Origin of the sequence: Pantoea sp. MBD-2R (assembly GCF_039134845.1) — a bacterium.
Taxonomy (GTDB): domain Bacteria; phylum Pseudomonadota; class Gammaproteobacteria; order Enterobacterales; family Enterobacteriaceae; genus Erwinia.
Genome location: NZ_CP152417.1, coordinates 1,155,681 through 1,170,189 on the forward strand (window position 1 = coordinate 1,155,681; position 14,509 = coordinate 1,170,189).

General features: G+C 51.5%; 13 protein-coding genes. 4 read left to right on the plus strand and 9 right to left on the minus strand.

Going from position 1 to position 14,509, the window contains the following annotated elements; genetic code table 11:
- Positions 1-5: 5 nt before the first annotated feature.
- The 8 genes from AAGQ96_RS05285 to AAGQ96_RS05320 form a co-directional block, all read right to left on the minus strand.
- Positions 6-1,370, minus strand: coding sequence for an MFS transporter (locus AAGQ96_RS05285; protein ID WP_342755018.1), 1,365 nt, complete (start codon positions 1,368-1,370; stop codon positions 6-8).
- Between the two features lie 126 nt (positions 1,371-1,496).
- A complete protein-coding gene (cyoE, locus tag AAGQ96_RS05290) occupies positions 1,497-2,384 on the minus strand; it encodes a heme o synthase (RefSeq protein WP_147200534.1) in 888 nt (295 codons plus the stop codon).
- Positions 2,385-2,397: 13 nt separating this feature from the next.
- Entirely contained in the window at positions 2,398-2,727 is a 330-nt protein-coding gene (locus tag AAGQ96_RS05295) for a cytochrome o ubiquinol oxidase subunit IV (protein ID WP_147195779.1), read from the minus strand.
- A complete protein-coding gene (locus tag AAGQ96_RS05300; RefSeq protein ID WP_147195781.1) occupies positions 2,727-3,344 on the minus strand; it encodes a cytochrome o ubiquinol oxidase subunit III in 618 nt (205 codons plus the stop codon). The genes AAGQ96_RS05295 and AAGQ96_RS05300 overlap by 1 nt, the downstream gene beginning before the upstream one ends.
- Positions 3,334-5,325, minus strand: a complete 1,992-nt coding sequence (gene cyoB, locus AAGQ96_RS05305) for a cytochrome o ubiquinol oxidase subunit I (RefSeq protein WP_147195783.1) — start codon at positions 5,323-5,325, stop codon at positions 3,334-3,336. Before cyoB ends, AAGQ96_RS05300 begins: the two co-directional genes overlap by 11 nt.
- Before the next feature lie 4 nt (positions 5,326-5,329).
- Entirely contained in the window at positions 5,330-6,256 is a 927-nt protein-coding gene (gene cyoA, locus AAGQ96_RS05310; protein ID WP_147195785.1) for a cytochrome o ubiquinol oxidase subunit II, read from the minus strand.
- A 763-nt stretch (positions 6,257-7,019) separates the two neighbouring features.
- Positions 7,020-8,498 carry a muropeptide MFS transporter AmpG gene (gene ampG, locus AAGQ96_RS05315; protein WP_342755019.1) on the minus strand — a complete coding sequence of 493 codons (1,479 nt, stop codon included), beginning with the start codon at positions 8,496-8,498 and terminating at the stop codon, positions 7,020-7,022.
- 43 nt (positions 8,499-8,541) lie between these two features.
- Positions 8,542-9,120: a lipoprotein gene (locus AAGQ96_RS05320; protein ID WP_147195789.1), complete on the minus strand. Its 579-nt coding sequence runs from the start codon at positions 9,118-9,120 to the stop codon at positions 8,542-8,544.
- Positions 9,121-9,419: 299 nt separating this feature from the next.
- On the opposite strand from AAGQ96_RS05320, the gene bolA reads away from it, so the two are divergent.
- The 4 genes from bolA to clpX all read left to right on the plus strand — a co-directional run bounded on the left by bolA (position 9,420) and on the right by clpX (position 13,681).
- Entirely contained in the window at positions 9,420-9,734 is a 315-nt protein-coding gene (gene bolA, locus AAGQ96_RS05325) for a transcriptional regulator BolA (protein ID WP_147195791.1), read from the plus strand.
- 324 nt (positions 9,735-10,058) lie between these two features.
- Entirely contained in the window at positions 10,059-11,363 is a 1,305-nt protein-coding gene (gene tig / locus AAGQ96_RS05330) for a trigger factor (RefSeq protein WP_147195793.1), read from the plus strand.
- A 336-nt stretch (positions 11,364-11,699) separates the two neighbouring features.
- A complete protein-coding gene (clpP, locus tag AAGQ96_RS05335; protein WP_147195795.1) occupies positions 11,700-12,323 on the plus strand; it encodes an ATP-dependent Clp endopeptidase proteolytic subunit ClpP in 624 nt (207 codons plus the stop codon).
- Between the two features lie 83 nt (positions 12,324-12,406).
- Positions 12,407-13,681, plus strand: coding sequence for an ATP-dependent protease ATP-binding subunit ClpX (clpX, locus tag AAGQ96_RS05340; RefSeq protein WP_147195797.1), 1,275 nt, complete (start codon positions 12,407-12,409; stop codon positions 13,679-13,681).
- 120 nt (positions 13,682-13,801) lie between these two features.
- On the opposite strand, the gene AAGQ96_RS05345 is transcribed toward clpX, so the two are convergent.
- Positions 13,802-14,389, minus strand: coding sequence for an ATP-dependent Clp protease proteolytic subunit (locus AAGQ96_RS05345; RefSeq protein ID WP_147195799.1), 588 nt, complete (start codon positions 14,387-14,389; stop codon positions 13,802-13,804).
- Positions 14,390-14,509: the final 120 nt, after the last annotated feature.

Sequence of the window (14,509 nt, forward strand, 5' to 3'; positions counted from 1 at the left end):
CGTATTCAGCCGCTGCCGACCAGCGCTTCCAGCTCAAGACGGTTAGTCACTTTGCTGTCGATTTTGACGTAAGCGCTTTTTTCTTCCGGTACGATAAAGACCGCGGCAACGCCAGGTTGAGCTTTCAGGCGTTTTTCCAGCGCGGGATAATCAACAGCTTCATCTTTCAGAAGGATACGCAGGCTGCTGACGTAAGGCGGTTCCTGCATTGTGCAGCTCACCAGCAGCCAGACAGCGGCGATTACCGCGCCAACGACAAATACCGTCGATGCGTCAAAATGGCCATACACCCAGCCGCCCATGCTGCCGCCAATCGCCACGCCGATAAACTGGCTGGTGGAGTAAAGGCCCATTGCCGTGCCTTTATAACCCGGCGGCGACTCTTTACTGACCAGCGAAGGCAGAATCGCCTCCATCAGATTGAAGCCGATAAAGAATAGCTGTACGCCAATCACCAGCGTCCAGAAATGGTTTCCCGCGCCCCACAAGACAATTTCTGCAATCAGCATCAGCGCCACGCAGCAGACGAACACGCGTTTCATCTGGCGTTTTACTTCGGCATAGATGATAAAAGGGATCACGCCACAGAAAGCGATCAGCATAGTGATCAGATAAATCTTCCAGTGCTGTTCCGCCGGAAAACCGGCATTTTCAAATTCACCAGGCAGGGCGACAAAGCTCGACATCAGCAGAATATGCAGACACATAATGCCGACATTAAGCTTAACCAGGCGGCTGTTGGCCAGCACCTTTTTAATGCTGCCTTTCACCATGCCCGACTCACGGTTAAGCACGTGATTCGGGGCGTTCGGCACTACCAGCAGCGTAATGACAATCCCGCTGGCCGCCAGTACCGCAATCATCCAGAACAGCGCATGAAGCCCGAAAGCGTGAGTAATAATCGGCCCCAGCACCATGGCGATAGCGAAGGTGATACCAAAGCTGATACCAATAAATGCCATCGCCTTCGTACGGTTCTGTTCGCGGGTCAGATCGGACAGCAGGGCCATCACCGCAGCGGCAATTGCGCCCGAGCCTTGTAGCGCGCGGCCCAGTATCACGCCCCAAATGGAGGTGGTACAGGCGGCGATTACGCTGCCAAGAACAAAGATGAGCAACCCACCTACGATTAGCGGTTTGCGACCAATACGGTCAGAGAGCAATCCGAAGGGGATTTGAAATACGGCCTGCGCTAAACCGTAAATACCAATGGCAAGTCCGATTAATGCTTCACTCGCTCCCTGTAATGCCATGCCATACGTTGTCAGGACGGGCAACACCATAAACATCCCCAACATGCGCAGGGAGAATACGGTACCCAAACCCCATGTCGCACGCAGCTCGACCGGAGTCATTTTATTATCGTTCATTACTACCTCAGTTTATCTGGTGCACGTATTTTAAGGGGCAGGGGAGGGCGGGTAAAATAATTCTTAATAAGAAGTGGTAACAAAAAGAAAGGGCGCGAAAATCGCGCCCTTGGGATGAGGTTCGAGTTACCGGACCAGGGTGAGCAGGTCCTTTGACGCCGGGGTCATAAAATCAACCGACATCATGACGCTCAGAGCCGTAATCGCCACGATGGAGAAAACAAACAGCTTACGGGCCCAGACGCGATCGTTCTGCGTCTTATACCCTGAAAGCGCCATTCCCAGCCACCAGACGCTAACCGCAGCCGCCACAACCAGATATTTGTAGCCGGCATAACCCACCAGCGTCAGCATCAACGTGGCAATCATAAACGCCAGAATGTAGAGCGTAATATGATTCTTCGCCACCGAGATGCCTTTTACCACCGGCAGAACCGGGATATTCGCTGCCTGGTAATCTTTAAAGCGGAAGATGGCAATCGCATAGGAGTGCGGCATCTGCCACAGGCTAAAGATAGCCAGCAGGATTAAGGCGCCAGCATCAAACTGGTTGCTTACTGCACAGTAGCCAATCACCGGCGGTGCAGCGCCAGACAGGCTACCAATCAGCGTGCCGTAAACGGACTTGCGCTTCATGTACAGGCTGTAAATGCCGACATAAACCACAAAGCCCATTACCGCCAGCCACATGGCCAGCGGGTTTGCTCCGAGATACAGCAACGCGAATCCAGCAATACCCAGAACGGTTGCATAAACCAGAGAGACTGTCGGAGAAATGAGGCCTTTAACCAGCACCCGATTTCTGGTTCTCTCCATTTTCACGTCGATGTCGCGGTCGATAAAGTTGTTATAAACACAACCCGATGCGACCACCAGTGAAACACCGACTAAGGTGGTGAGAAACAGGGAATAGTCGATGCTGCCTTTCGAAGCCAGCAGAAATCCCCCGATGACAGAAATTAAATTCCCGAAAATAATTCCTGGTTTCGTTACTTGCAGGTATTGCTTAATCATCACAGGCGACTCTTTAATGGACCATCATGTTGTAATTGAGATTCCACATAATCCATATAGAGCCTACAACAACAATCAGTATGACAACTGCAGAGAACACAATTGCCACCAGGTTCCAACGTTGATCGGTAGAGGTGCTGAGGTGCAGGAAGTAATACAGATGCACCAGCACCTGAATGACCGCCGTCACCACAACCACACCCAGAATGGTCGACTTAGACGCACTGCCGCTCATGACCATCCAGAAAGGAATCGCAGTCAGTATGATCGACAGAATAAAGCCGGTCATATAAGTCTTCACGTTACCGTGAGAGGTACCATGATCGCTTAATGTCTTACTCATTACATGGCCCCCAGCAGGTAAACGATAGTGAACACGCAGATCCAAACCACGTCCAGGAAGTGCCAGAACATGCTCAGGCACAGTACGCGAGTATGGTTGGTCGCGGTCAGGCCTTTAGTAGCAACCTGATACATCAGCACCAGCATCCAGATCAAACCAGAAGTCACGTGCAGGCCGTGGGTACCAACCAGCGTGAAGAATGCTGACAGGAAACCGCTGCGCTGAGGACCGAAGCCTTCTGTAATCAGATGGTGGAATTCATAGATTTCCATCCCGATAAAGCCGAGACCGAACAGGAAAGTCAGTGCCAGCCAGCCCAGTACTGCGGACTTGCTGCCTTTTTCCATGCTGATAACAGCGAAACCGTAAGTGATAGAGCTGAATAACAGCAGCGCTGTCTCAACCAGAACAAACGGTAACTCAAAGATGTCTTTCCCTGCCGGGCCACCAGCGGTGCTGTTGACCATTACTGCATAGGTCGCAAACAGCGTTGCGAAGATAATGCAGTCGCTCATCAGGTAGATCCAGAAGCCAAAGAGTTTATTGGCTCCTGCATCGTGATGCCCATGCTCCGCATGGGCGTCGTCGTGGTGTTTAGTCAGAGTTTCAGTTGACATTTTTCAGACCTGCTTTGCTAATTTCGTCAAAGTGCTGATTCTCGATTTTTTCGATCTCGGCAACGGGAACGTAATAATCAACGTCTTCGTCAAAGCTCTTGATGATCCAGGTAAGGATCATACCGAGGAACGACAGACCAGCCAGCCACCAGATGTGCCAGATAGCTGCGAAACCAAACACCATGCTGAATGCACCGATGATCAGACCCGCGCCGCTGTTTTTCGGCATGTGGATCTCTTCATAGCGAGCAGGGCGCTTATACGCTTCGCCTTTTTCCTTCATTTCCCAGAACGCATCACGCTCGTGGATAACAGGCACTTCAGCAAAGTTGTAGAACGGTGGTGGTGAAGAAGTTGCCCACTCCAGCGTACGGCCGCCCCATGGATCGCCAGTCACGTCGCGCAGCTGCTCACGGTCACGGACAGATACCCAGAACTGAGTAAGCTGGCACAGTACGCCACAAGCGATCAGCGCAGCACCGAATGCCGCAACAACCAGCAGAGGGTGGAACTGTGGATCGATGTTCTGGCTCAGACGACGGGTCATTCCCATGAAGCCCAGCGCATACAGCGGCATAAAGGCAACGAAGAAGCCAATAATCCAGAACCAGAATGCACGGATACCCCATTTTTCGTTCAGGCAGAAGCCGAACGCTTTCGGGAACCAGTAGGTCACGCCAGCAAAGCAACCGAACACCACACCACCAATAATAACGTTATGGAAGTGAGCGATCAGGAACAGACTGTTGTGCAGAACGAAGTCCGCACCCGGCACCGCCAGCAGAACACCGGTCATACCACCCACAGAGAAGGTGACCAGGAAGCCTACGGTCCACAGCATGGCAGAGTGCATCTGAATGCGACCCTGATACATGGTGAACAGCCAGTTGAAGATCTTAACACCGGTCGGGATCGCGATAATCATCGTCATGATACCGAAGAAGGCGTTAACGTTCGCACCTGCGCCCATGGTGAAGAAGTGGTGCAGCCACACGATAAAGGACAGGATGGTAATGACCACCGTTGCCCAAACCAGTGAGGTGTAACCGAACAGGCGTTTTTTCGAGAAGGTCGCGACCACTTCGGAGAAGACCCCGAAGACCGGCAGAACCAGGATGTACACTTCCGGATGTCCCCAAACCCAAATCAGGTTCACGTACATCATCATGTTGCCGCCCATATCGTTAGTAAAGAAATGGAAGCCCAGATAACGATCCAGGGTCAGCAACGCAAGCGTAACGGTAAGAACCGGGAATGAGACAATAATCAGTACGTTAGTACAGAGAGAAGCCCAGGTGAACACCGGCATTTTGAACATGGTCATGCCTGGCGCACGCATTCTCAGGATAGTAACGAAGAAGTTAATACCTGTTAATGTCGTACCAATCCCCGACAGCTGCAGACTCCATATCCAGTAGTCAACGCCGACCCCCGGACTGTATTCCGCGCCGGAAAGTGGTGGGTAAGCCAGCCAGCCGGTCTGTGCGAATTCGCCCACACCCAGTGACAGGTTAACCAGTACCACACCGACAGCCGTGAACCAGAAGCTCAGGTTGTTCAGGAACGGGAAGGCCACGTCGCGTGCACCGATCTGCAACGGAACAGCAATGTTCATCAGACCGATAACAAACGGCATCGCTACGAAGAAGATCATGATCACGCCGTGCGCGGTGAAGATCTGGTCGTAGTGATGGGGCGGCAGGAACCCGGCTTCACCGGCCGAAGCCAGCACCTGTTGGCTACGCATCATCACCGCATCAGCAAAGCCGCGCAGTAACATGACGAAAGCCACGATGATATACATGATACCCAGTTTTTTGTGGTCGACTGACGTCAGCCATTCAGACCACAGATATTGCCACTTACCGAAGTAAGTGATTGCTCCAGCAACAGCCAGACCACCAAGAATGATGGCGGCAACCGTAACCACGATAATCGGCTCGTGGTACGGAACAGCATCAAGGGTTAATTTTCCCAACATCGTATTATTCCTCGGCTCCCGCGTGAGAGGCTTCGCTCATGTCCATACCTTCGTGTTCAGGCATGTTCATGTTCCCGTGGTTCATCTTGAATTTGCCAATAACTTGCTTGAACAAATCAGGATTAGCGGTTGAGAAGAACTCAACGGGATGGTTTTCGCTTGGCGCAGCCAGTTTATCGAAATCATCCATCGTCATCAGCGTATTAGAAGACTCTTTCGCTTTTGCTACCCACTGATCGAATGATGCCTGATCGGGGGTGGCAATCGCTTTGAACTTCATACCGGAGAAGCCGCGACCACTGAAGTTAGAGGAGATACCGTCAAAGGTGCCTGGTTCATTCGCAATCAGATGCAGTTTGGTCTGCATGCCCGCCATAGCGTAAATCTGGCTACCGAGGGTAGGAATGAAGAAGGAGTTCATAACGGAATTAGAGGTGATATGAAAACTGACAGGTCGGTTCGCAGGGAACGCGATCTGGTTAACCGTTGCAATACCCTGTTCCGGGTAGATAAACAGCCATTTCCAGTCCAGTGCAACCACATCGATAACTACCGGTTTCTCGGTAGACGCGATCGGTTTACTTGGTTCCAGCGCGTGGGTTGATTTCCACGTCAGTACGCCAAGGAAGATGATAATCAAGATGGGTACAGTCCAGACAACGGCTTCCACTTTGTTCGAGTGTGACCAGTTAGGGCTGTATTTTGCATTGGTATTCGATGCCCGATATTTCCAGGCGAATATCACTGCCATCAAGACTGCCGGGATAACGACGATCATCATCAAGCCAAAGGCTGTCAGTATCAGCGAACGTTGCTCCAGTGCAATCTGTCCTTTGGGATTTAACAATGCACTATCACAGCCACTTAACAATACAGTGCCTGCGATTAATGACAAAATCCCCAAACTTTTATTGTATTTCCTGAGTCTCATTTAACGACCTCAATGACAAGGGCTCTATTGTCGTTTAAGTGTGGCGGCATTTTACGGGAAGGTTTCAGTACTGTAAACCAGCAACAGCTTGTGTCAGCGGGCTGTTGACACCTTTTGCAAACATTGCGCCGTATGTTGCAGGGGGTGACAAAATATGAATGGTAGCAAGGCTTTGGTGGCAATATAACAAAAACAGATGGTAAAACCCCTGTAAAAATCGTGGGCGCTATAAACAGCCAGATTGGTACTCAAATATTTAACATATTTGCATCATTTGAGATATGTAAAACAGACAAATTACATGAGTGATGATTTATTTATCATGCCCAAATTGTAAATGTAAAGACGGCGCTCTTTTAAGAAATAACGGATTAAGGCAAATAACTGGCAAATGGAATTGTTAAGAAACGGCGATTTAACGCGCGCCCGCGGGCCGTTTTAAGTCGAAAAAGAAGCGTTATTGTTGCGTTACTGTTAGTGATTTTTTCTGGCAGGACTGTTCGGACAGTGTGATTTCGCTTTTGGTTAGCAACATTGCTAATGATTAGCGCTGAATTTTTACGCAATGCCACCCTGTGATTTGCCGCTGCAACGTAAAAGTTATCGCCCCCCATCTTTGCATATTTAATGTACGCAAAAGGGCTTTTATGTGAGCTTTGTCACACTATTCATTTAGTTATAGTTGGCATGCTAATGATTAGGCTGCAACGCTTGAGGAGGGGGGGGCTGGCATCACACAGGTTAAAGGATGCCAGCATGAAAGTTACGACAAATGCGATTTACGCATCGCCATGAAGTCCAGCAGACTGCCGCAAACAATGCCTGCTACGGCCAGCATCGTGCCGCTTTGTAGCAACAGCGTAATAGCGCTTCCCGTATCGAGCAGGCCGGTTGCTCTTACCGCCAACAGGATTAGGCCGATGGCGACAAGTAGCGCACCTGTTTTCAATGTTCTCAAGGCCCAGCGGTAGCCCGAGGTAAAACGACTGCGTACAGAAAACTCTGCGCCACTTTGCGCTCGCTCCAGCGTTGTTTTGCATCCTGCCAGCAAAACCAGCCCCGGCAGCGCCGCCACGACTGAAAAGGCGTAAAAGGTCGGCCAGCCCCAGCTCTCCACAAACCATCCTGCTACCGGCCCGACATAAACACGGCCTACCGCCGACAACGCAGAGAGGAGAGCAAACTGCGTGGCCGAGAACGATTTGTTGCATAGCGTCATCAGTAACGCAACAAACGCTGCCGTGCCCATGCCGCCACACAGGTTTTCGACGAAGACGGCAGCTGCCATGCTGTATAAATGCTTATCGGTCACCGACAGCAGCCAGTAGGCGATATTCGATGCGCCCTGCAAAATACCAAACAGCATCAGCGCCCGGTACAGGCTCAGGCGCTGCATCAGCATGCCGCCATAAAGCGCACCGACAATCGTTGCCAGCAAGCCCAGCGTTTTATTCACCAGACCGACATCGCCGGCATCAAAACCTACGCCACGAATCAAAAAGATCGTCGTCAGGCTGGCGGCAAAGGCATCACCGAGTTTATAAAGAACGATAAGAGAAAGGATTAGCCAGGCGTTGTTGCGGGTAAAAAAGTCTTTTAAGGGCGCAATCACCGCTTCTTCCAGCGTTCGCGGCTGCACTACCGCATCGACGGGTTCTTTTGCCATCAGCGTTGCCAGAACAGCAGGCACCATCATCGCCGCCATTACCCACCAGATCGCCTGCCAGCCGACGTAGCGATCGGCCAGCCACAGCGCGAGTCCACCGGACACCAGCATTGCCAGTCGATAGCCCAGCACGCTGATTGCCGCGCCGCTGCCGCGTTCTTCAGGCGCAAGAATGTCGGTCTTCCACGCATCAAAAACGATATCCTGTGAAGCGGAACAGAAGGCGATCAGCACCGCCAGGGAAGCGAGCAGCGTTAAATCGCGTGAGGGCTGCATAAACCCCATTAGCGCGATGCCAACGATCAACAGCAGTTGAGTCACCAGCAGCCAGCCGCGGCGACGTCCTAAAAAAGGCGGCGTATAGCGGTCCATCAGCGGCGACCAGAGAAATTTAAAGACGTAGGCCTGGCCAACCAGCGAGAAAAAACCAATGGTCTTGATATCGACGTTCTCAACGGCCATCCAGGCTTGTAACGTACCGGACGTCAGAGCAAGAGGCAGGCCGGAAGCAAAGCCGAGAACGAGCAGGAGGGCGGCATTACGTTGGGTGAAAATTTGCAGATAGTGACTGGGCATACAAACCTTAAAACATTGCCCGCCAGCAGCGGGCAAAGTCAGATTAACGGGCGTTTTGCTTGATAAACTCGTGCACGCTGGTGTCCTGCGCCATATCCGAAATCACGTCGCTAAGCGTTGAGTTAACGGCATTGGTGATTTTGGCGTTGGTGGCATTGAATGCACCTTCAACACTGTAAGTCTGGCGATAGTTCTTAACCTGCTTGCTGCCGTTTTTGGCCGTCGCGATGATCGAGATATCGGCTTTCGTCGTGATGCTGTAACGCACGTTGCCCTGAGTCACATCAGCGTAAAGATTATTCACGACGATCTGCAAATCAACAGCACCGTTAGGCCCAATCATGTAGCCACGAGCGCCCATCTGCTTCTCAAGCACTTCCTGCAACAGAAAACGTAAATCACGGGAAGGGGTTAGCGTGACCAGTTGTCCATCGCGGTTTACTTTTGCCAGAGCCTGATCGGTACGCTGATCGGCACCATTGATGCTGATGGTAATACCGGTGAGTCCCGGATCCTGCTGCGGTAACTTGATGGCAGGTGAGACGTTAAGTGTATTGCTGTTACTTGCACAGCCAGCCAGCATGAAAATGGCCAGCAGAGGAAAAATTATTTTTTTTAACATGCTTAGTTTCTCGATAACAAAGGAAGTAGCGCAGACATGACTGCCGTCATCATAACATCGTCAGTGCCGGGAGGAAGCCCTGATAGCGCGTAAATTCATCGCCTTGCGATTTCTTAACGCGTTTCGTTTCCCCGTGATTTGACCTTTTTATTGCCCCCGGGTTGCAGGGGTGTTCAGGAAAATGCACAGTAGCGCGCCTGAACGGCAGATATTTTTAGTCAGGCTGGTCGGAAAGGAGAAAAATCCGGCTAATATTTAAAGGGATGGGGCGCAGCTCTCGATCGTAGAGGAGTGGAGTGATGATCCGCGAACAAATAGAAGAAAAGTTAAGAACGGCGTTTACACCCATGCATCTGGAGGTTCATGACGAAAGCTACCGTCATAATGTTCCTGCGGGGGCGGAAAGCCACTTTAAAGTGGTGATCGTCAGCGACAGCTTCCTTAATCAGCGTTTTTTGCAGCGTCATCGCGCTATTTATAGCGAACTGACCGACGAACTGGCTGGAAGTGTCCACGCGCTGGCATTGCATACTTACACCGAAAAAGAATGGGCGGGGTTGCAGGACACGGTGCCAGCCTCACCAAACTGTCGCGGTGCCGGTACGCTAGCCTGAATTGACAATTTAGTACAAGGCGGCCCGCGGGCCGCTTTGTTGTTTTTGATTGAAAAAAACGCACTGCCTGCAATTTTTACCTCGCTCAGGCCACAAATTGAACAAAGTTAACGAAATGGTGGGGCGGTGTAGCCTCGACTCGCTTTGCCGTTGCCGCTATAATGCTGCGTCTATTTTTTCCGGAATGTCTTCGGGACGCTTCTGGCAACAGGGATCGCGGTTCTGACATCAGAAGCCGTCCCGGTTCTTAGTCCCAGCCCTGTTTTTTTATAAAGCAGGCTGGGGCTGAAGTTGACCGAGCACGTGATTTTTTGAGGTAATAAGATGCAAGTTTCAGTAGAAACAACTCAGGGCCTGGGCCGTCGCGTTACGATTACCGTTGATAAAGATGTGATCGAAAACGCGGTGAAGAAAGAGCTGGTCAACGTATCTAAAAAGGTGCGTATCGACGGTTTCCGCAAAGGGAAAGTGCCGATGACTGTCGTTGCACAGCGTTACGGTGCGTCTGTTCGCCAGGACGTGCTGGGCGAACTGATGCAGCGCAACTTTGTTGACGCGATCATCAAAGAGAAAATCAATCCGGCTGGCGCACCAGACTACGTGCCAGGCGAATACAAAACCGGTGAAGACTTCACTTACTCCGTTGAGTTTGAAGTGTACCCGGAAGTTGAGCTGAAAGGTCTGGACGCAATCGAAGTTGAAAAACCGGTTGTAACCGTGACTGACGAAGACGTTGACGCCATGCTGGACACGCTGCGTAAGCAGCAGGCCACCTGGAAAGAAACCGATCGTGCAGCGGAAGCGGAAGACCGCGCAACTATCGACTTCAACGGTTCTGTAGACGGTGAAGAGTTTGAAGGCGGCAAAGCTTCTGACTTCGTACTGGCGATGGGCCAGGGTCGTATGATCCCAGGCTTTGAAGAAGGTGTTGTTGGCCACAAAGCGGGCGAAACCTTCACCATCGACGTCAACTTCCCGGAAGATTACCACGCTGAAAACCTGAAAGGGAAAGCGGCGAAGTTTGAAATCGTGCTGAAGAAAGTTGAAGAGCGCGAGCTGCCAGAGTTCACTGAAGAGTTCATCAAACGTTTCGGCGTGGAAGATGGCTCTGTAGCGGGTCTGCGTACCGAAGTGCGTAAAAACATGGAGCGCGAGCTGAAAGGCGCCGTGCGTAACCGTGTGAAGACTCAGGCTATCGACGGTCTGGTGAGCGCGAATGAAATCGACGTGCCCGCTGCGCTGATTGACGGCGAAATCGATGTGCTGAAGCGTCAGGCAGCACAGCGTTTTGGCGGCAACGAGCAGCAGGCTCTGGAACTGCCACGTGAGCTGTTCGAAGAGCAGGCTAAGCGCCGCGTTGTTGTTGGTCTGCTGCTGGGTGAAGTTATCCGCACTCACGAACTGAAAGCAGATGAAGATCGCGTTAAAGCACTGATCGAAGAAATGGCTTCTGCCTACGAAGATCCGTCTGAAGTGATCGAGTTCTACAGCAAGAACAACGAGCTGATGAACAACATGCGTAACGTTGCTCTGGAAGAACAGGCTGTTGAAGCCGTTCTGGAAAAAGCCAAAGTTACCGAAAAAGAAACGAACTTCCAGGAACTGATGAACCAGACCCAAACGGCCTGATCGTCTGATTTTACTGGATAAATAAAAGCCCGCGGTCGTCATGACTGCGGGCTTTTTTATTTTATCTGTCGTCCTGAACAGCAATATGGCGCTTATTCGCTCATTAAAACGGCAAATTATCGACTAAGCTGTTTTTCCTGGTTAGCAGCGGCCGAAAAACGTTGTTATGCTTGAATTAGCGGGGCTGAATCCCCAGATAGACATGATTGTAATAGTGAGACTTGATGACTCCCGAAGGATTTCGGGGGAACAATGTGGGGAACATAGTGTTCCGGGACGCTCTCAAGTAGAATTGGTACAGAGTGTTGCCAAATGAAATTTATCCAGGAGACGGTAATGTCATACAGTGGCGAACGTGAACAAACAGCACCTCACATGGCTTTAGTGCCGATGGTGGTCGAACAAACCTCTCGCGGAGAGCGTTCTTACGACATTTTTTCCCGCCTGCTGAAGGAACGCATCATCTTCCTGACCGGCCAGGTTGAGGACCACATGGCGAACCTGATCGTCGCGCAGATGCTGTTTCTGGAAGCCGAGAACCCGGAAAAAGATATTCACCTGTATATCAACTCTCCTGGTGGCGTGATTACCGCTGGTATGTCGATTTACGATACCATGCAATTTATCAAACCCGATGTCAGCACCATTTGTATGGGCCAGGCTTGTTCAATGGGCTCATTCCTGTTGACCGCGGGCGCCAAAGGTAAGCGTTACTGCTTGCCGCATTCACGCGTGATGATCCACCAGCCGCTGGGCGGTTTCCAGGGCCAGGCATCTGACATTGATATTCACGCGCGTGAAATTATCAAAACCAAACATTTGATGAACGACCTGATGGCTAAACACACCGGTCAGACCGTTGAAACCATTGAGCGTGATACTCAGCGAGATCGTTTCATGTCTGCCAGTGAAGCAGTGGAATATGGTTTAGTCGATTCCGTGCTGAGCCAGCGCGGCTGACAGGCCGTAATGACGAATACTGCTGCCGATAAGATTCAGGCAGACGCGCCGCACGCGCGTTAGTGCATAAGAGGGGCAAGTTAATGACAGATAAGCGCAAAGACGGTTCAGGAAAACTGCTGTACTGTTCTTTTTGCGGCAAAAGCCAGCATGAAGTTCGTAAGCTGATTGCCGGCCCGTCAGTATATGTCTGCGATGAGTGTGTCGATTTATGTAACGACATCATTCGCGAAGAGATCAAAGAAGTTGCGCCACACCGTGAGCGCAGCGCGCTGCCGACGCCACATGAAATCCGCGAGCACCTTGACGATTACGTTATCGGGCAGGAAAGAGCCAAAAAAGTGCTGGCTGTAGCGGTTTATAACCACTACAAACGCCTGCGTAACGGCGATACCAGCAACGGCGTGGAGCTGGGCAAAAGTAACATCCTGTTGATCGGTCCGACCGGCAGCGGTAAGACCCTGCTGGCAGAAACGCTGGCCCGCCTGCTGGACGTGCCGTTTACCATGGCCGATGCCACCACGCTGACCGAAGCCGGTTACGTGGGTGAAGATGTCGAAAACATCATTCAGAAGCTGCTGCAAAAATGTGATTATGACGTGCAGAAAGCGCAGCGCGGCATTGTCTATATTGATGAAATCGACAAGATTTCCCGCAAGTCAGACAACCCGTCTATCACCCGTGACGTGTCGGGCGAGGGCGTGCAGCAGGCGCTGCTGAAGCTGATTGAGGGCACGGTTGCCGCCGTTCCGCCGCAGGGCGGGCGTAAGCATCCGCAGCAGGAGTTTTTGCAGGTTGATACCTCAAAAATCCTCTTTATCTGCGGCGGGGCGTTTGCCGGCCTGGATAAGGTCATTTCGCAGCGCGTTGATTCCGGCAGCGGGATTGGCTTTGGCGCAACGGTAAAAGGCAAGGCGGAAAAAGCGACTGAAGGCGAGCTGCTGGCGCAGGTTGAGCCGGAAGATTTGATCAAGTTTGGTCTGATCCCGGAATTTATCGGCCGTCTGCCGGTAGTTGCCACGCTGACCGAGCTGAGCGAAGACGCGCTGATCCAGATCCTGAGAGAGCCGAAAAACGCGCTGACCAAACAGTATCAGGCGCTGTTTAACCTCGAAGGCGTGGAGCTGGAGTTCCGTGAGGAAGCGCTGAAGGCGATCGCCAAAAAAGCGATGTCCCGCAATACCGGCGCGCGCGGTCTGCGCTCAATCGTGGAGGCTGCCCTGCTGAACACCATGTACGATCTGCCTTCCATGGATGATGTGGAAAAAGTCGTTATTGATGATTCCGTTATCGCGGGCGAATCTGAGCCGATGATGATTTATGGCAAAGGTGAAGCGCAGCAGGCCTCCGGCGAATAAATTTATCGTTGGACGAAAAGAGAGCCAAATGGCTCTCTTTTTTTTGCCCGGCGTAAAGTAGACCGACAATAAAAAAGGCCCGCATAAGCGGACCTTTTAAGGAAGCAGTGAAAGGGCTGCTTAGCCTTTCAGCTCATCCCAGTGAGTAATCAGGTGGCTGGCGATACCATACTCAATAGCCTGCTGCGGGCTCATCCAGTAGTTGCTGTCGGTATCCTGCTCAACCTTTTCCAGCGGCTGGCCGGTTGCTTTGCTGATCAGCTTATTGATGCGGTCGCGAGCACGAAGCAGCTCGTTCGCTTCAATTTCAATATCTGAAACTTTACCGCGGACGCCGCCCAGCGGCTGGTGGATCATAAAGCGTGTATTTGGCAGCGCGTAACGATCTTCTTTGTCAGCCGCGAGGAAGATAGTAATACCGGCGCTTGCGACCCAACCAGTACCGATAACCTGCACTCTTGGCTTCACGAATTTAATCATGTCGTGGATGGTATCGCCTGCTTCGACGTGACCGCCCTGACTGTTGATAAACAGCTTGATCGGCTCGTCACCCATCTCCTGCAAAATCAGCAGCTGAGCCGTGACTTTTTCCGCCAGCGCCTGGTCGATCTCACCTGAGATAATGACTGAGCGGGCTTGCAGCAGTTTATTAAGGGCTAGTGAGCTTTTCTCATCCTGGCCGTTTTCTTTCTTTGGCTCCTGAGACATCTTTAGACTCCATCGGATACGGGCTGTATAAGTAATGAAGTTTAGCATAATCCATTCAACAGCTAAATCAACACCGATTCGGAAAGCGGTTTTGCATCCAAAACAGCGTGTTAGTCAAAC